Origin of the sequence: Methylobacterium sp. OAE515, assembly GCF_041806315.1 — a bacterium.
Taxonomy (GTDB): Bacteria; Pseudomonadota; Alphaproteobacteria; order Rhizobiales; family Beijerinckiaceae; genus Methylobacterium; species Methylobacterium tardum.
The window spans coordinates 5242753-5262789 of sequence record NZ_JBGMUV010000001.1 but is presented as its reverse complement, the minus strand read 5'-3'; the positions used below and the strand labels follow the sequence as shown (position 1 = coordinate 5262789).

The 20037-nt window shown below is 69.3% G+C and carries 22 protein-coding genes and 1 pseudogene; 21 read left to right on the top strand and 2 right to left on the bottom strand.

Annotated elements, in window-relative coordinates:
• The first annotated feature begins 80 nt into the window (after nucleotides 1-80).
• From ABIE45_RS25685 to dprA, 16 genes are all read left to right on the top strand, one after another.
• On the top strand, nucleotides 81-905 hold the full coding sequence (locus tag ABIE45_RS25685) for a succinate dehydrogenase iron-sulfur subunit (RefSeq protein ID WP_192710862.1): 825 nt from the start codon (nucleotides 81-83) through the stop codon (nucleotides 903-905).
• A gap of 160 nt (nucleotides 906-1065) precedes the next feature.
• Nucleotides 1066-1650, top strand: a complete 585-nt coding sequence (locus ABIE45_RS25680; RefSeq protein WP_192710861.1) for an AprI/Inh family metalloprotease inhibitor — start codon at nucleotides 1066-1068, stop codon at nucleotides 1648-1650.
• Nucleotides 1651-1752: 102 nt separating this feature from the next.
• A complete protein-coding gene (locus tag ABIE45_RS25675; protein WP_192710860.1) occupies nucleotides 1753-3618 on the top strand; it encodes an ABC transporter ATP-binding protein in 1866 nt (621 codons plus the stop codon).
• Between the two features lie 179 nt (nucleotides 3619-3797).
• Entirely contained in the window at nucleotides 3798-4382 is a 585-nt protein-coding gene (petA, locus tag ABIE45_RS25670; RefSeq protein WP_192710859.1) for a ubiquinol-cytochrome c reductase iron-sulfur subunit, read from the top strand.
• Nucleotides 4383-4397: 15 nt separating this feature from the next.
• On the top strand, nucleotides 4398-5684 hold the full coding sequence (locus tag ABIE45_RS25665) for a cytochrome b N-terminal domain-containing protein (protein WP_192710858.1): 1287 nt from the start codon (nucleotides 4398-4400) through the stop codon (nucleotides 5682-5684).
• Nucleotides 5685-5702: 18 nt separating this feature from the next.
• Nucleotides 5703-6617: a cytochrome c1 gene (locus ABIE45_RS25660; protein ID WP_192710857.1), complete on the top strand. Its 915-nt coding sequence runs from the start codon at nucleotides 5703-5705 to the stop codon at nucleotides 6615-6617.
• 144 nt (nucleotides 6618-6761) lie between these two features.
• Nucleotides 6762-6896, top strand: coding sequence for a hypothetical protein (locus ABIE45_RS25655; protein ID WP_373622655.1), 135 nt, complete (start codon nucleotides 6762-6764; stop codon nucleotides 6894-6896).
• An 18-nt stretch (nucleotides 6897-6914) separates the two neighbouring features.
• On the top strand, nucleotides 6915-7790 hold the full coding sequence (locus tag ABIE45_RS25650; protein WP_192710856.1) for an S-methyl-5'-thioadenosine phosphorylase: 876 nt from the start codon (nucleotides 6915-6917) through the stop codon (nucleotides 7788-7790).
• Between the two features lie 84 nt (nucleotides 7791-7874).
• Complete coding sequence (gene hisB, locus ABIE45_RS25645; protein ID WP_192710855.1) at nucleotides 7875-8462, top strand: imidazoleglycerol-phosphate dehydratase HisB; 588 nt, start codon at nucleotides 7875-7877, stop codon at nucleotides 8460-8462.
• Between the two features lie 66 nt (nucleotides 8463-8528).
• Nucleotides 8529-9014 carry a DUF2628 domain-containing protein gene (locus ABIE45_RS25640; protein ID WP_192710854.1) on the top strand — a complete coding sequence of 162 codons (486 nt, stop codon included), beginning with the start codon at nucleotides 8529-8531 and terminating at the stop codon, nucleotides 9012-9014.
• 19 nt (nucleotides 9015-9033) lie between these two features.
• A complete protein-coding gene (gene hisH, locus ABIE45_RS25635) occupies nucleotides 9034-9693 on the top strand; it encodes an imidazole glycerol phosphate synthase subunit HisH (RefSeq protein WP_192710853.1) in 660 nt (219 codons plus the stop codon).
• Between the two features lie 37 nt (nucleotides 9694-9730).
• Nucleotides 9731-10474: a 1-(5-phosphoribosyl)-5-[(5-phosphoribosylamino)methylideneamino]imidazole-4-carboxamide isomerase gene (gene hisA / locus ABIE45_RS25630; protein ID WP_192710852.1), complete on the top strand. Its 744-nt coding sequence runs from the start codon at nucleotides 9731-9733 to the stop codon at nucleotides 10472-10474.
• Between the two features lie 32 nt (nucleotides 10475-10506).
• Nucleotides 10507-11310: an imidazole glycerol phosphate synthase subunit HisF gene (hisF, locus tag ABIE45_RS25625; RefSeq protein WP_192710851.1), complete on the top strand. Its 804-nt coding sequence runs from the start codon at nucleotides 10507-10509 to the stop codon at nucleotides 11308-11310.
• Nucleotides 11307-12611, top strand: a complete 1305-nt coding sequence (locus tag ABIE45_RS25620; protein WP_192710850.1) for a dihydroorotase — start codon at nucleotides 11307-11309, stop codon at nucleotides 12609-12611. The genes hisF and ABIE45_RS25620 overlap by 4 nt, the downstream gene beginning before the upstream one ends.
• Nucleotides 12611-13213: a glycerol-3-phosphate 1-O-acyltransferase PlsY gene (gene plsY, locus ABIE45_RS25615; RefSeq protein WP_192710849.1), complete on the top strand. Its 603-nt coding sequence runs from the start codon at nucleotides 12611-12613 to the stop codon at nucleotides 13211-13213. Before ABIE45_RS25620 ends, plsY begins: the two co-directional genes overlap by 1 nt.
• A gap of 35 nt (nucleotides 13214-13248) precedes the next feature.
• Nucleotides 13249-14454 carry a DNA-processing protein DprA gene (dprA, locus tag ABIE45_RS25610; protein ID WP_192710848.1) on the top strand — a complete coding sequence of 402 codons (1206 nt, stop codon included), beginning with the start codon at nucleotides 13249-13251 and terminating at the stop codon, nucleotides 14452-14454.
• Here dprA and ruvX read toward each other — a convergent pair.
• Both ruvX and ABIE45_RS25600 read right to left on the bottom strand, forming a co-directional pair.
• On the bottom strand, nucleotides 14444-14938 hold the full coding sequence (ruvX, locus tag ABIE45_RS25605) for a Holliday junction resolvase RuvX (RefSeq protein ID WP_192710847.1): 495 nt from the start codon (nucleotides 14936-14938) through the stop codon (nucleotides 14444-14446). The genes dprA and ruvX overlap by 11 nt on opposite strands.
• The gene (locus ABIE45_RS25600) at nucleotides 14935-15504 is read right to left on the bottom strand and encodes an SMI1/KNR4 family protein (protein ID WP_192710846.1); all 570 of its coding nucleotides are present in this window, start codon (nucleotides 15502-15504) and stop codon (nucleotides 14935-14937) included. Before ABIE45_RS25600 ends, ruvX begins: the two co-directional genes overlap by 4 nt.
• Nucleotides 15505-15673: 169 nt before the next feature.
• On the opposite strand from ABIE45_RS25600, the gene ABIE45_RS25595 reads away from it, so the two are divergent.
• The 5 genes and pseudogenes from ABIE45_RS25595 to gatB all read left to right on the top strand — a co-directional run bounded on the left by ABIE45_RS25595 (nucleotide 15674) and on the right by gatB (nucleotide 19831).
• Complete coding sequence (locus tag ABIE45_RS25595; RefSeq protein WP_192710845.1) at nucleotides 15674-15814, top strand: hypothetical protein; 141 nt, start codon at nucleotides 15674-15676, stop codon at nucleotides 15812-15814.
• Between the two features lie 174 nt (nucleotides 15815-15988).
• Nucleotides 15989-16276: an Asp-tRNA(Asn)/Glu-tRNA(Gln) amidotransferase subunit GatC gene (gene gatC / locus ABIE45_RS25590; RefSeq protein WP_192710844.1), complete on the top strand. Its 288-nt coding sequence runs from the start codon at nucleotides 15989-15991 to the stop codon at nucleotides 16274-16276.
• A 76-nt stretch (nucleotides 16277-16352) separates the two neighbouring features.
• Nucleotides 16353-17831: an Asp-tRNA(Asn)/Glu-tRNA(Gln) amidotransferase subunit GatA gene (gatA, locus tag ABIE45_RS25585; RefSeq protein ID WP_192710843.1), complete on the top strand. Its 1479-nt coding sequence runs from the start codon at nucleotides 16353-16355 to the stop codon at nucleotides 17829-17831.
• A complete protein-coding gene (locus tag ABIE45_RS25580; RefSeq protein ID WP_192710842.1) occupies nucleotides 17828-18127 on the top strand; it encodes a hypothetical protein in 300 nt (99 codons plus the stop codon). Before gatA ends, ABIE45_RS25580 begins: the two co-directional genes overlap by 4 nt.
• A 230-nt stretch (nucleotides 18128-18357) precedes the next feature.
• Nucleotides 18358-19831, top strand: a pseudogene (gatB, locus tag ABIE45_RS25575) (Asp-tRNA(Asn)/Glu-tRNA(Gln) amidotransferase subunit GatB).
• Nucleotides 19832-20037: the final 206 nt, after the last annotated feature.

The window sequence follows — 20037 nt, the reverse complement described above, 5'->3', positions numbered from 1 at the left end:
AAATCCGCACAACCCTTGCGCCGGAGGAGCGTCGCTCTTCCGGCCGCCGCATTCTGCTCTAGCGGAAGCCGTCGAATCCCATGGCCCAGTTCAACCTTCCCAAGAACTCCCAGATCACGCCGGGTAAGGCCTGGCCGGCCCCGCCCGGCGCCAGGAACCTGCAGACCTTCAAGATCTACCGGTGGAACCCCGACGACGGCGCCAACCCGCGGATCGACACCTACCAGGTCGACCGCGAGGATTGCGGCCCGATGGTCCTCGACGCGCTGCTGTGGATCAAGAACAAGGTCGATTCGACGCTGGTCTTCCGCCGCTCCTGCCGCGAGGGCATCTGCGGCTCCTGCGCGATGAACATCGAGGGCCAGAACGCGCTCGCCTGCACGATGGGCATCGACGAGTGCAAGAGCCCGGACAACGCCCTGCCGGTCCTGACCCGCAAGGACAAGGACGGCGCGATCCGGATCTACCCGCTGCCGCACATGCCGGTTCTCAAGGACCTCGTGCCGGATCTGACGAACTTCTACGCGCAGCACGCCGCCATCGAGCCCTGGCTCCAGACCGAGACGCCGGCGCCCGAGAAGGAGTGGCGCCAGACCCCCGAGGACCGCTCGCGGCTCGACGGGCTCTACGAGTGCATCCTGTGCGCCTGCTGCAGCACCTCCTGCCCGAGCTACTGGTGGAACGGCGACAAGTTCCTGGGCCCGGCCGCGCTGCTCCAGGCCTATCGCTGGCTGATCGATTCCCGCGACGAGAACACCGGCCACCGCCTCGACGGCCTGCACGATCCGTTCCGGCTCTATCGCTGCCACACGATCATGAACTGCGCCAACACCTGCCCGAAGAGCCTGAATCCCGCGAAGGCCATCGCGGAAATCAAGAAGATGATGGTCGAGCGCACGCTCTGATTGCGTAGCTCTGAGGCCTGACGGCCACACTGGGCCGAAAAGGCGGCCTCTCCGCAGCGGAGTCGACCGCGGTTGGGGCTGCCGCCTTGCGGCCAGCGCAATTGGCACGGAGTCAGGGGGCAATCGCGATTGCGCCTTCAACCTGACCCGAAGTGAACCGATGCTGCGCCCGAGCCTGTCGACGTTCGTCATTCTCTGTCTCGGTGCCAGCCTCGGCGCCTGTGCTTCGAGCCGCCTCGACGGGCCGCGCACCCGGGCTCCGTCGCCCCAGGCGTCCCTGGAAGCCGTGCCGGCCGTTCCGTCGGGCACCGTGACGGCCGCGCCGCTGGCGCCGCCGCCGGGCGTGTCGGCGAGCCCCGACGCGCCGCCCCCGCCCGGCGCCCAGGCCGCATTGTCGCCGTCTGCCCCGACCGTCATCGCGGAACCGGTCGCCCCGCCGGCGCCGCCGCCGCCGGTGGTCACGAGCGGACGCGCCTCCGTGGTCGGCAGCTGGGATGCCCGGGATGCGACGGGCGCGAACTGCAAGGTGACGCTGTCGAGCGCGCCGGCTCTCGACCTCTACAAGGCGTCCGCAGCGGGCTGCACCAACAAGGACCTGTCCCGGGTCTCGGCCTGGGACTTCCGCGACGGTGAGGTCTACCTGTATCAGCCGGGCGGCTCGGTGGCGGCGCGTCTGCGCCAGGGCGGCGGCGGCCTCGAAGGTGCGCTGACCAAATCGGGTGCCGCGCTGGCACTGAACCGCTGAGGCAAGACGGCTGAGGTAAGGCGGCGCGACCAAGCCGCGCGGTTGGCGTGCGGCAGGTCGCGCTTACATGAGGGGCTCCCGCCGCATCACGCCCCCGTAGACATGTTCCTGGATTGGCTTGAGCGCCGCGTCGACCCGTTCGCGCCCTTCGACGAGACGCGGATGCCGTCGCGGTCCGTCCTCGGTTTCGCCTGGTTCTACCTGCGGCCGATCCGCGCCGCCCTCGCGGCTCTGTTCGTCATCGCGGTGATCGCCGGCACGGTCGAGGCGTCGCTCTATCTGGTGATGCGCTGGTTCATCGACCTGCTCGGCGCGGCCGATCGGGCCACGGTTCTGTCGGACCACGCAGTCGAACTCGGTCTGGTCGTCCTGCTCGTCGCGGTGATCCGGCCCCTGTCGATCTGGGCGCACGAGGTGCTGTCGAACCAGCTCGTCGTGCCGCAATCCACCAGCCAGATCCGGTGGCGGGCGCATCTCTACACGCTCGGGCACGCACTCTCGTATTTCCAGGGCGACTTCTCGGGGCGGCTCGCGAACCGCGTCGTGCAGGTGGGACCGGCGGTGCGGGAACTCGCCGTCGTCTTTATCGACACGCTCCTCTACGTGGCGATCTACGCGATCACCGCGGTCGGGCTGTTCAGCGCGATCTCGCCGTGGCTCGTTCTGCCGGTGCTGCTCTGGATCGCCGCCTATGCCGCCCTGACCACGTGGTTCGTGCCGCGGGCGCGGGCGCGCTCGCACAAGACGGCCGACACCCGCTCGACCCTGATCGGCCGGATCGTCGACAGCTACACCAACATCCTGACCGTCAAGCTGTTCGCCCGCGACCGCGAGGAACGGGCGGCGGTGCGCGACGCGGTCGAAGTTCACACCGACGCCTACCTGCATCAGTTCCGGCTGGTGACGCTGACGACCAGCCTGCTCGGCCTGCTCAACAGCGCGCTCCTGATCGCCACGGGCGCGGCCTGCCTCGTCCTCTGGCAGCGAGGCGGGATGAGCACCGGTGAGGCCTCGGCGGGTCTCGCCCTGGTCCTGCGGCTCATCGCCATGTCCGGCTGGGTGATGCAGACCGTCCGCGGCGTCTTCGAGAATGTCGGGGTCGTGCAGGAGAGCATGCAGACGATGGCCCGGCCGCATGGGCTGATCGACACGCCGAACGCGCGCGCGCTCACCGTCGCCGGCGGCGAGGTCCGGTTCGAGAATGTCGGCTTCCACTACGGCCGCGGCGACGCCACGGTGATCGAGGATTTCTCCCTCACCATCCGTCCGGGCGAGAAGGTCGGGCTTGTGGGCGTCAGCGGGGCCGGCAAGTCGACCCTCGCGGGTCTCCTCCTGCGCCTCTACGACGTCGAGAGCGGGCGCATCCTCGTGGATGGGCAGGACATCGCGGCCGTCACGCAGCAATCCCTGCGTGAGTCCATCGCGATGGTCAGCCAGGACACCTCTCTCCTGCATCGGTCGATACGCGAGAACATCGCCTACGGCCGGCCTGACGCGAGCCAAGCCGATATCGAGCATGCCGCCCGGTTGGCGCATGCCGACAGCTTCATCGCCGATCTCGTCGATCACAAGGGCCGGCGGGGCTACGACGCTCAGGTCGGCGAGCGCGGGGTCAAGCTGTCCGGCGGACAGCGCCAGCGCATCGCCATCGCCCGCGTCATGCTTAAGGACGCGCCGATCCTGATCCTGGACGAGGCCACGTCGGCCCTCGACAGTCAGGTCGAGGCGGCGATCCAGGAGTCGCTCGACACGCTGATGGCCGGCAAGACCGTGCTGGCGATCGCGCATCGCCTGTCGACCATCGCGGCCCTCGACCGGCTGGTGGTGATCGACCAGGGTCGGATCATCGAGGAGGGGACCCATGCCGAGCTCGTCGCGCAGGGCGGCGTCTACGCCGGCCTGTGGTCGCGCCAATCGGGCGGCTTTCTCGACGACGGGACGGCCCGCTACGACAGCGCCGTCGCCTGACGTGCCGAGAGCCGGCAACATATCAGGACAACCGTGTCCGGGCTTTATCGCTGCGGTGCAAACGGCCGCTTGACTCGGGAGCGGCAGACGGTCTCATTGCTCGGTTTAGAACGATAATGCTTTGATCCTGGCCAGACCGGGAATTCAGGGCAGGGCGCCTGCGGCCCTAACGCCGACGCATGGAGTTCCGAATCTTGGCGAACACATCAGCAGCCGCTCCCGCGGCCTCCGGGCCTGAGGGCAGCCGTCGTGACTTCTTGTACCTAGCTACCGGCGCCGGGCTGGCGGTGGGGGCCGCGGCCGCGGCCTGGCCGCTGATCTCATCCATGGCACCCGATGCCGAGACGATCGCCGCCGGCGCGCCGATCGAGGTCGACCTGACGCCGATCCAGGACGGGCAGATCGTCAACGTCTTCTGGCGCGGCAAGCTGATCTTCGTGCGCAAGCTCACCGAGAAGGAGGTGGGCGACATGAAGTCCGTCCCGCTCTCGGCGATGATCGATCCGGCCGCCTTCACGACGCGCGTCAAGAACGGTCACGATCAGTGGCTGGTGGTGTACGGCAACTGCACGCATCTGGGCTGCGTGCCGATCGGCCACCAGGGCAACTTCGAGGGCTGGGCATGCCCGTGCCACGGCTCGCAATTCGACGCGGTGGGACGCGTGCGCCACGGACCGGCGCCGATCAACCTGCCGATCCCGCCCTACGCCTTCGAGACGGACGCGAAAATCCGGATCGGCGAGGGCGGCAAGGAAGCGGCCTGAGGGAAGGACGGAAGCATGAGCGGAACGGCCAGCACTTACGTCCCCAAGAGCCGCGCGGCCAAATGGTTCGAGGCGCGCCTGCCCATTGCCGGGCTGGTGCATTCCTCGTTCGTGGCCTTCCCGGTCCCCCGCAACCTCAACTACTTCTGGACCTTCGGGGCGATCCTAATCACCTTCCTCGGGATCCAGATCGTCACCGGCGTCTGGCTGGCGATGCATTACGAGCCTTCGGCGACGGGCGCCTTCAACTCCGTCGAGAAGATCATGCGCGACGTGAATTACGGCTGGCTGCTGCGCTACGCGCATGCAAACGGCGCCTCGATGTTCTTCGTCGCCGTGTACCTGCACATGTTTCGCAACCTCTATTACGGGTCCTACAAGGCCCCGCGTGAGGTCCTCTACATCCTCGGCGTCGTGATCTACCTGCTGATGATGGCGACCGCCTTCCTCGGCTACACGCTGCCCTGGGGTCAGATGAGCTTCTGGGGTGCCACCGTCATCACCAACATCCTGGCAGCGATCCCGGTGGTGGGCGACACGATCCAGACGCTGCTCTGGGGCGGCTACTCGGTCGGCAACCCGACGGTGAACCGCTTCTTCTCGCTGCACTACCTGCTGCCGTGGATGATCGCCGGCGTCGTCGTGCTGCATGTCTGGGCGCTGCACGTCACCGGCCAGAACAACCCGGTCGGCATCCCGATCAAGTCCGGCAAGGACGCGGTGCCGTTCACGCCCTACGCGACGATCAAGGACGTGTTCGCCGTCTGCGTGTTCATGATCCTGTTCTCGTGGTTCCTGTTCTACCAGCCGAACTATCTCGGCCACGCCGACAACTACATCCAAGCGAACCCGGCGGTGACGCCCGCGCACATCGTGCCGGAATGGTACTTCCTGCCGTTCTACGCGATTCTGCGCGCGGTCCCGAGCAAGCTCGGCGGCGTGATCCTGATGTTCTCGGCGGTGATCATCCTGGCCTTCGCGCCGTGGCTCGACACGTCGCGGATCCGCTCCTGCAACTACCGGCCGATCTACCGGCAGTTCTTCTGGGCCTTCGTCGGGGCGACCCTGCTGCTCGGCTGGCTCGGCTCGCAGCCTCCCGAGGGCGGCTACGTGATCGCGTCGCAGATCTGCACCGCCTACTACTTCGCGCACTTCCTGATCGTCATGCCGCTCTGCGGCCTGTTCGAGACTCCGAAGAAGCTCCCCGGCTCGATCCTCGAGAGTGTCACCGGGCCGGGCAAGCAGGTGAGCGGATCCGGCATGCCGGCGGGCGCCGCTGCCGCTCCGACCACCAAGGGCTGACGGGCTGACGACAGGACCATGATGATGACCCGCGTCCTCCCGACCAAAGCCGCTGCCGCCCTGGCGGTCCTGCTGATCGGCGCCGCAGCGCCGGTCTGCGCCCAGGAAGGCCATGGCGGGCCGATCCCGGCCCGCATCAACTGGAGCTTCGCCGGCGTGTTCGGCCGCTTCGACACCGCGCAGCTGCAGCGCGGCTTCCAAGTCTACAAGGAGGTCTGCTCCTCCTGCCACTCGATGAAGCTGGTCTCGTTCCGCAACCTCGCGCAGGAGGGCGGGCCGGACTTCTCGGCCGGACAGGTCAAGGCCCTGGCGGCGACCTATCAGGTGAAGGACGGGCCCAACGATTCTGGCGAGATGTTCGACCGGCCCGGCCGGCCGGCCGACACGTTCCCGCCGCCCTTCCCGAATGACCAGGCGGCGGCCGCTGCCAATGGCGGCAAGGCGCCGCCCGATTTCTCGGTTATCGCCAAGGCGCGGACCTTCTCCCGCGGCTCGCTGTACTTCCTGACCGACTGGCTGCCGTTCATCGGCTATTCGGAGCAGGGCCCCGACTACATCCACGCCTTGATCAACGGCTACGAGGAGCCGCCGAAGGATTTCACGGTTCCGGATGGCGGCCACTACAACAAGTACTATCCCGGCCACATCATCGCGATGCCGCCGCCGATCACCGACGGGCAGGTGAGCTATCCCAAGAACGACCAGGGCCAGCCGGTCGTCCCCGAGACGGTCGATCAGTACGGCAAGGACGTCGCGGCCTTCCTGATGTGGACGGCTGAGCCGCACATGATGGACCGCAAGGCCCTCGGCTTCCGGGTGATCCTGTTCCTGATCGTGCTGTCGGGGCTGCTCTACTACGTGAAGAAGAAGGTCTGGGCCGATGTCGGCGGCGAGGTCCACGGCCTCCAGCCGGAACTGCACAAGACCTACTGAAGCGCCGCTCCACGATCGGCGACACGGATGGGCCTCCCTCGCGGGGGCCCATCTTTTTTGGGCGTGTCCCCCATGCTACCGGTCGGCCGCCGCGACGATCGGCTGGCGGGAGACGGAACTTCCCATCCACGATCTCCTCCTGAGGTGCTGCGCAGCAGCCTCAAAGGAGGGCTCCAGGGATCGCCGCGCCTTCTGGAGGTCTCCTTCGAGGCCTCCTTCGCTCCGGCACCTCAGGATGAGGGCGTGCAGCGGATCGCGGCGCTCGCGCAGCGTCACTGACAGGGCAGGAAGACAGGCATGACGGCAGCGGTCCTCGGGGTGATGGGTGGGTCCGGCGTCTACGACCTGCCAGGTCTGGAAGACGTGCGCGAGGAGCGGGTCGCCTCACCCTGGGGCGAGCCGTCGGATGCCCTGCGCATCGGGCGGATCGGCGACACCCAGGTCGTGTTCCTGGCCCGGCACGGGCGGGGGCACCGGCTCTCGCCGTCGGGCATCAACTACCGCGCCAATATCGACGCGCTGAAGCGGGCCGGGGTCACCGATCTCGTCGCGCTCTCGGCCTGCGGCTCGTTCCGCGAGGAATTGCCGCCGGGCCTGTTCGTGCTCGTCGACCAGTTCACCGACCGCACGCATGGGCGCGCCTCCTCGTTCTTCGGCGACGGCTGCGTCGCCCACGTCTCCCTGGCTCATCCGGTCGGCCCGGGCCTGCAGGCGCGGATCGCGAATGCCGCCAGGGCTGAGGACATCGCGGTGCATCGCGGCGGCACCTATGTCTGCATGGAAGGACCGCAATTCTCGTCACTTGCCGAGTCTCGGGCCTACAAGGCGCAGGGCTTCGACGTGATCGGCATGACCAACATGCCCGAGGCCAAGCTCGCCCGCGAGGCGGAGATCACCTACGCGACCATCGCGATGGTCACCGATTACGATTGCTGGCACCCCGGCCACGACGCCGTCGACGTGGCCTCCGTCATCGCGGTCGCCCGCGCCAACGCCGACAAGGCGGCCCGGCTGGTATCCCGGCTGGCGCGCGACTTCCCGGCCGAGCGCGAGCCCTGCCCGGCGGGTTCGCACCGGGCCCTCGACGGGGCGATCATGACCGCGCCGTCTGTCCGCGACCCCGCGCTGCTCGCCAAGCTTGATGCCGTGGCGGGTCGGGTGCTGCAAGGATAGGCACGCACCCTTTCCTTTCCGGAGAAAGTCCCTCTAGAAGGCGCGGGCGGCCGGTGCCGCCCCAGTCACGAAGTCCAGACCGAAATGCGCAGCGCCACCATCAGCCGGAAGACCGCGGAGACCGATATCGCGGTCACGGTCTCGCTCGACGGGACCGGGCGATCGACGATCGCCACCGGCATCGGCTTCCTCGACCACATGCTGGATCTGCTGGCGCGGCATGCCCTGTTCGATCTGGACGTGAAGGTCGACGGCGATCTCCACATTGACCAGCATCATTCGGCCGAGGATTGCGGCATTGCGCTGGGCCAAGCCTTCGCCAAGGCGCTCGGCGACAAGCGCGGCGTCACGCGCTACGCCGACATCCACCTGCCCATGGACGAGGCGCTGACCCGGGTCTGCGTCGACATCTCCGGTCGACCGTTCCTCGTGTTCCGCACTGCCTTCCGGGTGGAGAAGATCGGCAATTTCGACACCGAACTGGTGCGCGAGTGGTTCCAGGCCTTCGCGATGAACGCCGGGCTGACGCTCCATGTCGAGACCCTGTACGGCGACAACGCGCACCACATCGCCGAGAGCTGCTTCAAGGGACTGGCGCGCGCCTTGCGGAAGGCGGTGGCGATCGATCCGCGCGAGGAGGGGCGCGTTCCCTCCACGAAGGGCTCCCTGTAGACCTGTCGTCGTCACGCTCCGTGCGGCCGTCCGGCTTGCGTGGAGCGACCTAGCCGGAGTCCCGTGATGCGGATGCGCAGCTACACGCTCCACCTGCCCGCCGATGCGCGGCCGGGCGAGTCGACCGGCCTGGACCGGGCGGTGCTCGTGCCGGACGGCTTCGTATGGCCGGCCTTCGCCTTCACCGTTCTGTGGTTCCTGTACCGCCGGCTGTGGATTGCGGCGCTGGCCGTACTCGTCGGCCTGGTCGCGCTGGCCGGCGCGGGGATCGCCTTCGGGCTGCCCACCGGCGCCGGCCTCATCGCCACCCTGCTGGCCGCATGGCTGATCGGGCTCGAAGCGTCGAGCCTGCGCCGCTGGACGCTGGCGCGGCGCGGCTGGCCGGTGCGTGACGCGGTCATCGCGGCGACGCCCGAGGAGGCGGAGGCCCGCGCGATCGGCCGGTGGCTTGAGGCGAGCCCGAATGCGCCGCGCCCGCCATTCCCCAGCGGCCCGAGCCGGCGCGCCGAGCCGGTGATCGGCCTGTTCCCTGCCCAGGAAGGCGCCCGATGAATCTGCGGGCGAGACGCGCATGAGTGCAGAGACCGTCGCGATCATCGATTACGGGTCGGGCAACCTCCATTCCGCCGCCAAGGCCTTCGAGCGCGCCGCCCGCGAGAGCGGGCGGGATGCGCGGATCTGCCTGACCTCGGACCCGGAGGTCGTGGCGGGGGCCGACCGGGTCGTGCTGCCCGGCGTCGGCGCCTACGCGGATTGCCGCCGCGGGCTCGACGCCGTCCCCGGCATGGTCGAGGCGATGACGCAGGTCGCCCACGAGGCCGGGCGCCCGTTCCTCGGGATCTGCGTGGGCATGCAGCTCCTGGCAACCCGGGGGCTCGAATATACCACCACGCCGGGCCTTGGCTGGATCCCCGGCGATGTCGGCCCGATCCGGCCGTCGGACGCGGCCCTCAAGGTCCCCCATATGGGCTGGAACACCCTGCGGGCCGAGCGCGACCACGCGCTGCTGGCCGGCATTCCCACCGGCGAGGACGGGCTGCACGCCTATTTCGTGCACAGCTACGCGCTGACGCCCGAGCGGCCGGACGATGTCGTGGCACGCGCCGAGTACGGCGGCCCGGTCACCGCTCTTGTCGCCCGGGACAATGTCGCCGGCACGCAATTCCACCCCGAGAAAAGCCAGCGGCTCGGCCTGGCGCTGATCGCGAATTTCCTGAACTGGCGCCCCTGAGCGCCGTTCGGCTCCGGCAAGAAGGATAGAAACGCCCGTGATCCTGTACCCGGCGATCGACCTGAAGGAGGGGCGTTGCGTCCGCCTGATCCAGGGGGACATGGCGCAGGCCAAGGTCTTCGGCGACGATCCGGCCGCCCAGGCCGCGACCTTCGAGGCGCAGGGCTTCCCCTGGCTCCACGTGGTCGATCTCGACGGCGCCTTCGCGGGCGCGCCGCGAAACGCGGAGGCGGTGGATGCGATCCTCGCGCGCGTGACGATCCCGGTTCAGCTCGGCGGCGGCATCCGCGAGATGAAGACCCTGGAGGGCTGGCTGAGCAAGGGCGTCGCCCGGGCGATCATCGGCACCGCGGCCGTGCGCGACCCTGGCTTCGTCCGGGAGGCCGCCCGCAAGTATCCAGGCAAGATCGCGGTCGGCATCGACGCCAAGGACGGCCGCGTCGCGGTCGAGGGCTGGGCGCAGACCTCCAGCATGACCGCGGAGGAGCTGGGGCGCCGGTTCGAGGACGCAGGCGTCGCGGCGATCATCTACACCGACATCGCCCGCGACGGCATCCTGAAGGGCCTCAACGTCGAGATGACCCTGGCGCTCGCCCAGGCCGTGCGCATCCCCGTCATCGCCTCGGGCGGCCTCGCGTCGATCGACGACGTGCATCGCCTGTTGCAGCCGGATTGCGCGCTCATCGCCGGCGCCATCACGGGGCGGGCCCTCTACGACGGCCGAATCGATCCGGAGGCGGCCTTGGCGGCGATCGCTGCGGCGCGTGGCTCGGCGGCGTGATATCCTGAGGCCCGTGATATGAGACGCCGCCCGTGCTGAAGACCCGCATCATCCCCTGCCTCGACGTGAAGGACGGGCGCGTCGTGAAGGGCGTGCGCTTCGAAGGCCTGCGCGACGCCGGCGATCCGGTCGAGGCCGCCAAGGTCTACGACGCGGCCGGCGCTGACGAGCTGTGCTTCCTCGACATCACGGCGAGCCGCGAGGCCCGCGGTACGCTGCTCGACATCGTCAGCCGCACCGCCGAGGCCTGCTTCATGCCGCTCACCGTGGGCGGCGGCGTGCGAACCGTCGAGGACGTCCGCGCCCTGCTGCTGGCCGGGGCCGACAAGGTCGCGATCAACACCTCGGCCGTGAAAGACCCGGATCTGGTCGCCCGCGCCGCCGAGAAGTTCGGCGCCCAGTGCATCGTGGTGGCGATCGACGCGAAGCGCGTGTCCCGGCCCGGCGAGCCTGCGGCCTGGGAGATCTTCACCCATGGCGGTCGCGACCCGACCGGAATCGACGCGGTGGCCTTCGCCCGGCTCGTCGCCGAGAAGGGCGCGGGCGAGCTGCTGGTCACCTCCATGGACAAGGACGGCACCCGCTCCGGCTACGACCTCGCCCTGACGCGGGCGATCAGCGACGCCGTCCACGTGCCGGTGATCGCCTCCGGCGGCGTCGGTGGGCTCGACGATCTCGTCGCCGGTGTCGCCGAGGGCGGCGCGAGCGCCGTGCTGGCGGCCTCGATCTTCCATTTCGGGCAGGCGAGCGTCGCCGAGGCCAAGGCCCATATGGCGGCCGCCGGGCTGGCCATGCGCCTCGACGGCACGGCATCTTCCGCGAGGGCGCCCCTGTGAGCAGCTACCTTCTGGCCAACGCGACCCTGCTCGATCCCGAGACCGGTGCCGAGACCGCCGGCGCGGTCCTGGTCCGCGACGGCCGCATCAGCGATGTCGCGTCTGGGGCCGCCCCGGGCGCGCCGGGCGATGCCAAGCGCATCGACTGCGCCGGTCGGGTGCTCGTGCCGGGGCTGATCGACATGCGCGCCTTCGTGGGCGAGCCGGGCGCCGAGCACCGGGAGACCCTGGCTTCGGCGAGCGCCGCCGCGGCGGCGGGCGGTGTCACCACCCTGGTCTGCATGCCCGACACCAACCCGGTGATCGACGGGCCGGCCATCGTCGACTTCGTGCTCCGGCGCGCCCGCGACACCGCGAGCGTCAACGTCCTGCCCGCCGCCGCCATCACCAAGGGATTGGCCGGCCGGGAGATGACCGAATTTGGCCTGCTCAAGGAAGCCGGCGCGGTCGCCTTCACGGACGGCCTGCGCGCCGTGTCGAACGCCCAGGTGCTGCGGCGCGCGCTCACCTACGCCCGGGACTTCGACGCGCTGATCATGCAGCATGTTGAGGATACGGATCTCGTCGCCGAGGGCGTGATGAACGAGGGCGAGCTCGCCTCGCGCCTCGGCCTCATGGGCATCCCGCGCGAGGCCGAGACCGTCATGCTGGAGCGGGACATCCGCCTCGTCCGGCTCACCGGGGCCCGCTACCACGCCGCGATGATCTCCTGCGCCGATTCGGTGGAGATCGTGCGCCGGGCCAAGCAGGACGGCCTTCCGGTCACCTGCGGCGTGTCGGTGAACAACCTCGTGCTCAACGAGAACGACATCGGCCATTACCGGACCTTCTGCCGGCTGTCGCCGCCGCTGCGCCACGAGGTCGATCGCCAGGCCGTGGTCCAGGCGCTCGGCGAGGGTGTGATCGACGTCGTCGTCTCCGATCACAACCCGCAGGACGTCGAGACCAAGCGCCTGCCCTTCGCGGAGGCGGCGGACGGCGCCCTCGGGATCGAGACGCTGCTGGGCGCGTCCCTGCGCCTCGTCCATACCGGCGATCTCGCCCTATCGAAGCTCATCACCGCGCTGACCGTGAACCCGGCCCGCATCCTCGGCCGCGACGCCGGCCGGCTGGCCGCCGGAGCGCCGGCCGATCTGGTGCTGATCGATCCGGATCTGCCCTACGTGCTCGACAAGCGCCGGCTGAAATCCCGCTCGAAGAACTCGCCCTTCGATGAGGCCCGGCTGCAGGGTGCGGCGGTGCTGACGCTGGTCGGCGGACGGATCGTCCACGCCGTCGACGACTTCGCGGCGGCCGCGTGATGCTGCCGGATCTCGCGACGGTTTCCGCCCTCGGCGGCCTGGCCCTGGGTTACGCGCTGGGCTCGATCCCGTTCGGGCTGATCTTCACCCGCTTCGCCGGGCTCGGCGATGTGCGGGCGATCGGATCGGGCAATATCGGCGCCACCAACGTCCTGCGGACCGGCCGAAAAGGACTCGCGGCCGCAACCCTGCTGGGCGATGCCCTGAAGGGCACAGCCGCCGTCCTGATCGCCAGGAACCTGGGCGAGGGCCCGTCACTCGCGGCGGGCCTCGGCGCGTTCCTCGGCCATCTGTTCCCGGTCTGGCTGGGTTTCAAGGGCGGCAAGGGCGTGGCGACGTTCATCGGCGTTCTCCTCGCCTTCAGTCCGCCGGCGCTCGGGATCTTCGCAATCATCTGGCTCGGTCTCGCCTTCGCGCTCAAGTATTCGTCGCTGGCGGCACTGGCTGCCTCGGCCGCGACACCTGTCGTTCTGTGGGCGCTCGGCGCACCGGCGCAAGCTTTGCTGTTCCTCCTCATGGGCTTGCTGCTATGGTGGAAGCACGCGCCCAACATCCGCCGACTCGCGTCCGGCACCGAGGGGCGCATCGGCCAGAAGGGCTGAACGCACGCGCGTGACGCGCGGTCCTTGGGGGTTGCATGCAGCTGACCGACGCCCAGCGGCTCGACTGGCTGCGATTGATCCGCACCGATGGGGTCGGGCCGCGCACGTTCCGCACGCTCGTCAACCGGTTCGGGGGCGCGGCCGCAGCCCTCGACGCGCTGCCGAACCTCAGCCGCCGACAGGGCCGGCGGATCGAACCGCCGAGCCGGATCGAGGCCGAGGACGAGCTTGCCGCCCTGGTCCGGATCGGCGGCCGCTTGGTGGCCACCGGCGAGGCGGACTATCCGCGCCTTCTTCAGCAGACCGATGCGGCGCCGCCGCTGCTCGCCCTGCGCGGGGCCGCCATCCTGAACCGCCCGGCCGTGGCCCTCGTCGGCTCGCGCAATGCCTCCATGTCTGGATTGGCCTTCACCGAGAAACTGGCCCGCGGCTTGGGCGAGGCCGGTCTCACCGTCGTCTCGGGGCTCGCCCGCGGGATCGATGCGCGCGCCCACAAGGCCAGCCTGCCGACCGGCACCGTCGCGGTGATGGCCGGCGGGCAGGACCGGATCTACCCGGCGAGCCATTCCGGCCTGGTCGATGCGATCCTGGGGGAGGGCGGGGCGGTGCTGGCCGAGATGCCGATGGGCTGGGTGCCGCGCGGGCGCGACTTTCCGAGGCGAAACCGCATCATCTCGGGCCTGTCCTACGGGACAATCGTCGTCGAGGCGGCCCGGCGCTCCGGCTCGCTGATCACCGCGCGCTTCGCCCTGGAGCAGAACCGCGAGGTGTTCGCCGTCCCGGGCTCGCCGCTGGATCCGCGCGCGGAGGGCACCAACGACCTGATCCGCCAGGGCGCCACCCTCGTCTCCGAGGTCGAGCATGTCCTCGATGTGATCGGCCCGATCATCGAGCGGGGTCCGGCGCCGGAAGCCACGCCGGACCGGGACCGACCGGACTTCGCCGAGCAACCGGACTTCTGGGACGAGATCGATCTCGACGCGTTGACCGCGGAGACCGGCCACTTTCCGGATCTGCTCACGCGGCCGGCGGAGGCCGGCCTCGACGACGCTGCGCCGGAGCCGGCCGATGATCGCGCACGCATCATCGGCCTGCTGGGCCCGAGCCCGGTCGGGGCCGACGAGCTGGCGCGCAGCGCCGGCGTCGGCGCCCGGGTGGTGCAGACCGTGCTGCTGGAACTGGAGCTCGATGGCCGGATCGAGCGGCACGGCAGCGGCACCGTCTCTCTCGTCAGTCGGTGAGCGGATCCGCGTCGACGTCGGCGAGGTGGCGCATCACGTCGAGGCAGCCCTGCAGGATGTAGGCGGCGGCGAGCTTGTCGACGAGCTCGCCGCGCCGCGCCCGGGACGCATCGGCCTCGATCAGCGCCCGGGTCACCACCGCGGTCGACAGGCGCTCATCGAAGAAGACGTGGGGCAGGGGCAGGATCGGTGCGAGATTGCGGATGAAGGCGCGGGTGGATTGCACCCGCGGCCCCTCGCTGCCGTCCATGTTGAGGGGCAGGCCGACCACGAGGCCGCCGACCGCGTGCTGGCGGCACAGGGCGGCGAGGCGCTGCGCGTCCGGGGTGAACTTGACCCGCCGGATCGTCTCCAGCGGCGTCGCGATCTGGCGTCCCAGGTCCGAGAGGGCGAGCCCGATCGTCTTGGTGCCGAGGTCGATGCCGATGAGGCGCGCGCCGCCGCGGGAGGCCGTCGAGAAGGCGCGGATCGCGTCGTGATTCATGATTCCGCCTGTGTCCCACGCGCCAGAATCGCTTCCGAGAAGCCCTCGAACCGGGCCGGCAGAGGCTCGGTGCCGGGTCCGAGCACCAGGGCGGCGGATGGACCGGTCACCCGGCCGAAGAAGTCGATCAGGCTCTCGCCGCCGAACCGGATCGCCTCCAGATCCGGCGCGAGCAGCCAGATATCGTATTCCTCGCCCGTTCCCGACACGTCCCAGAACAGGAAGCCGCCATCCTCGGCCACGCCGAAGAAGCAGGCACGCTCGATAATGCTCGCGTCGCCACCCTCGACGTCGAACCGGTGAGGCTCGCCTCCCGTCTCCAGCATCGTCACGGCAGCGCCGACGCTGTGGGCAATGATCCCGGCCTGAGTCACGAGATCGCTCGCCTCGAAGGGCGCCGGAACGGCGACGCGGAACTGCCCGCCCGCCAGACCGATGCCGCAGGCCTGACAGAAGGCGCGGTACGAGGCGGGGAGCGCAAAGCCCAGTTGCTCGGCGGCGCGGTCGAGCGCCGCGTCCTCCGCCGTGAACCCCGGCGCCAGGCTGGTGAACACCTGCTCCCACATCGATCCCGCTCCGTCGTCCACAGCCTTGAGCGGCTCCGTAGATCACCACCGGTGTGCGCGGAGCCGTTCGCGAATAGGTAAGTTAATGCTTCGTTAAACCTTGCCACGGGTGTCCGCCTTGTCGACCGGCCTGCTCTCCCCAGCCGCCCCGCCTCAGCGGGCGCCGACGATGACCCGCAAGCAGTGCTGGATGCTCCTGCTCGCATTTGAGATCCTCGTCCTCGGCTTCGCGCAATCGATGCTCCAGCCTGTCCGGCAGCCCGGGATCACCATCGAGATGTCGGTGAAGCCGAATCACGTGGTGACTTGAGGCACGGATCTGATCCCGGCCCGGCTTCGCGGCGTGGGGCTTTGAGCCGGCTCCGAAATCTGCGGGCAGCCGACCGGATGACCCGGCGCGCCCGCGTTGCGGCGCGTCGAAGGCCGGTGCTATAGCCCGACCGATCCCGGGAGACACCTCCCGGATAGGGACGAACGGGACGGCATGTCGGTCGACGAGAAGACGGTTCGGCGTATCGCGCATCTGGCGCGGATCGCGGTCACCGACGACGAAGTCGGGCCGCTGCAAGGCGAGCTGAACGCGATCCTGGCCTTCGTCGAGCAACTCGGCGCCGTCGATGTCTCCGGCGTGGAGCCGATGACGTCGGTGACGCCGATGGCGATGAAGAAGCGCGAGGACGTGGTGACGGATGGCGGCCGCGCCTCCGACGTGGTCGCCAACGCGCCCGAAACCGAAGACAACTTCTTCCTGGTTCCGAAGGTGGTCGAGTAGGCCGAACTCGGCCCGGACCTGACGGACCGGTTTTCTGGCGGGCAGGCGCGCGGTGGCGCGCGAGGACGTGAACAGCGTGAATCCGAACGAACTTACCCTGGCCGAGGCGCGCGACGCCCTGAAGGCGAAGCGGATCTCGGCACGCGAGCTGACGCAGGCGCATCTCGACGCGATGGCCAAGGCCCGCGCCCTGAACGCCTATCTCCTGGAAACCCCCGACCGCGCGCTCGCGATGGCCGACGCGTCGGACAAGAAGATCGCCTCCGGCGAGGGCCGGCCGCTCGAGGGCATCCCGCTCGGGATCAAGGACCTGTTCTGCACGCAGGGCGTAACCACGACGGCTGGCTCCAAGATCCTCCAGAATTTCGAACCCCATTACGAATCGGCCGTGTCCGCCAATCTGTGGCGCGACGGCGCCGTGATGCTGGGCAAGCTCAACCTCGACGAGTTCGCCATGGGCTCGTCGAACGAGACCAGCGCCTTCGGCAACGTGGTCTCGCCCTGGCGGCGCAAGGGCTCCGACGCGCCGCTCGTGCCCGGCGGTTCCTCGGGCGGATCCGCCGCCGCCGTCGCCGCGCGGCTCTGCCTCGGTGCCACCGCCACCGATACCGGCGGCTCGATCCGCCAGCCGGCGGCCTTCACCGGCACGGTCGGGATCAAGCCGACCTACGGCCGCTGCTCGCGCTGGGGCACGGTGGCGTTCGCCTCGTCGCTCGACCAGGCCGGCCCGATCGCCCGCACGGTCCGGGACTGCGCGATCCTGCTCGGCTCGATGGCCGGCTCGGACGCCCGCGACACGACCTGCGCCGACCTGGCGGTGCCCGACTTCGAGGCCGCCGTCAGCCGCGGCGTGAAGGGCCTGACGATCGGCATCCCGAAGGAATATCGGGTCGACGGCATGCCGGCCGAGATCCAGAAGCTCTGGGACGAGGGCGCCGCGTGGCTGAAGGCGGCCGGCGCGACCATCAAGGAAATCTCGCTGCCGCACACGTCCTACGCGCTGCCGGCCTACTACATCGTCGCGCCGGCCGAGGCGTCCTCGAACCTCGCCCGCTACGACGGCGTGCGCTACGGCCTGCGGGTGTCCGGCAAGGACATCGCCGGGATGTACGAGAACACCCGCGCGGCGGGCTTCGGCCGCGAGGTGAAGCGCCGGATCATGATCGGCACCTACGTGCTCTCGGCCGGCTACTACGACGCCTATTATGTCCGGGCCCAGAAGATCCGCACGCTGATCAAGCGCGACTTCGAGACGGCTTACGCGAACGGGGTCGACGCGATCCTGACGCCGGCCACGCCCTCTTCCGCCTTCGGCATCGGCGAGAAGGCCTCGGCCGATCCGGTGGAGATGTACCTCAACGACGTCTTCACCGTCACGGTGAACATGGCCGGCTTGCCGGGGATCGCCGTGCCGGCCGGCCTCGACGGCCAGGGCTTGCCGCTGGGGCTGCAGCTGATCGGCCGCCCGTTCGATGAGGAGACCCTGTTCGCCGTCGCCCAGGTGATCGAGGATTCGGCGGGCCGCACCGCCCTGCCCGAGCCGTGGTGGGCATGACCGTCCCATTCTATCCCTGGACGGTCTGGATCTGGGCCGGGTTCGACCCGGCGCTGATCGTCGTCGCCCTGTATCTCGGCTGGACGGCGAGCCAGTTCGGCAAGGTGTTCATCGCGGCGATCGCGGCGCTCGGCTTCTCGGTGCTGTTCTCCTACGCGGTGAGCGCGGCCGGCATCCCGTGGCCTGCCCCGATCACCCATGACGGGCCGACCTTCTTCCCGGTCCGCGCCGTGGCGGCGCTGCTCTGGGCGATCCTCGGCTACGGCGCCCGTCGAGCGGTCGGACGCCGCGCTTGATCTTTTCGCGGAGCGGCCCGTAAGTGCTTCGCCAGAACAGGACGTCGGCTTCCGTCGCGATCCCACCCGTGACCTCATCCTGAGGTGACCGCGCAAGCGGGCCTCCAAGGAGCCCTCCAGGCTCCGCGCGATCCCTGGAGCCCTCCGTCGAGGCTGCTGCGCGGCACCTCAGGATGAGGTTGTGGATCGGATCGTGCGGAGACCGCATCACATCCCGGCCCGGACCGACCATGAACGCACCCGTCGACCCCAAGAAGCTGATCAAGGGCGGCCTCCACGATTGGGAGGTGATCGTCGGCATGGAGATCCACGCCCAGGTCTCGAGCCGCGCGAAGCTGTTCTCAGGCGCCTCGACCGAGTTCGGTGGCGAACCGAACGACCACGTCTCCCTGGTCGATGCCGCGATGCCCGGGATGCTGCCGGTCATCAACGAAGAATGCGTCGCCCAGGCGGTGCGGACCGGCCTCGGCCTCAAGGCCAAGATCAACCTGCGCTCGGTGTTCGACCGGAAGAACTACTTCTACCCCGACCTGCCGCAGGGCTACCAGATCTCGCAGTACAAGGACCCGATCGTCGGCGAGGGCGAGGTGCTGGTCGACATGATCGACGGCTCGTCGATCACCGTGGGCATCGAGCGCCTGCACCTCGAGCAGGATGCCGGCAAGTCGCTGCACGATCAGGACCCGACGCGCAGCTTCGTCGACCTCAACCGGTCGGGCGTGGCGCTGATGGAGATCGTCTCGCGGCCGGATCTGCGCTCGTCGGAGGAGGCCAAGGCCTACGTGACCAAGCTGCGCACGATCCTGCGCTATCTCGGCACCTGTGACGGCGACATGGAGAAGGGCTCGCTCCGCGCCGACGTGAACGTCTCGGTGCGCCGCCCCGGCGAGCCGCTCGGCACGCGCTGCGAGATCAAGAACGTCAACTCGATCCGCTTCATCGGCCAGGCGATCGAGACCGAGGCGCGCCGCCAGATCGCGATCCTGGAGGATGGCGGCAAGATCGATCAGGAGACGCGCCTGTTCGACCCGGGCAAGGGCGAGACCCGCTCGATGCGCTCCAAGGAGGAGGCGCACGACTACCGCTATTTCCCGGATCCGGACCTGTTGCCGCTGGAATTCGACCAGGCCTACGTCGATGCCCTCGCCAAGGGGCTGCCGGAGCTGCCGGACGCCAAGAAGGCGCGGTTCGTGTCCGAATTCGGCCTCTCGCCCTACGATGCCGGCGTGCTCGTCGCCGAACGCGCCTCCGCCGACTACTACGAGGCGGTGGCGAAGGGTCGTGACGGCAAGGCCGCGGCCAACTGGGTGATCAACGAGCTGTTCGGCCGCCTGAACAAGGAAGGGCTCTCGATCGAGGCGACCCCGGTCTCGGCCGACCAGCTCGGCGCGATCATCGACCTCATCGGCGAGGGCGTCATCTCCGGCAAGATCGCCAAGGATCTGTTCGAGATCGTCTGGACCGAGGGCGGCGACCCGCGCGCCGTCGTCGAGAGCCGCGGCATGAAGCAGGTCACCGATACCGGCGCCATCGAGGCGGCGGTCGACCAGATCATCGCGGCCAATCCCGACAAGGTTGCCCAGGCGAAGGAAAAGCCGACGCCTCCTCGGCTGGTTCGTCGGCCAGACCATGAAGGCGACGGGCGGCAAGGCGAACCCGGCCGCGGTGAACGCGCTGCTCAAGGCGAAGCTCGGTATCGAGTAACATCGCCCGACGAGAAGCCTTCGAAGCGACCCCTCGGATGGGTCGTGTCCGCCTCTACGTTCTAAGCCGGGCGATCCGCACCGTCTTTCCGGAGCGCCGCAGGCGAGCCCGGAATCCAGACACGCGGTTCTGCCAAGATCTGGCACGTCGGCGGGTCTGGATCCCGGGCTCCGCTGCGCGGCCCCGGGATGACCGGTGGCAGCGGC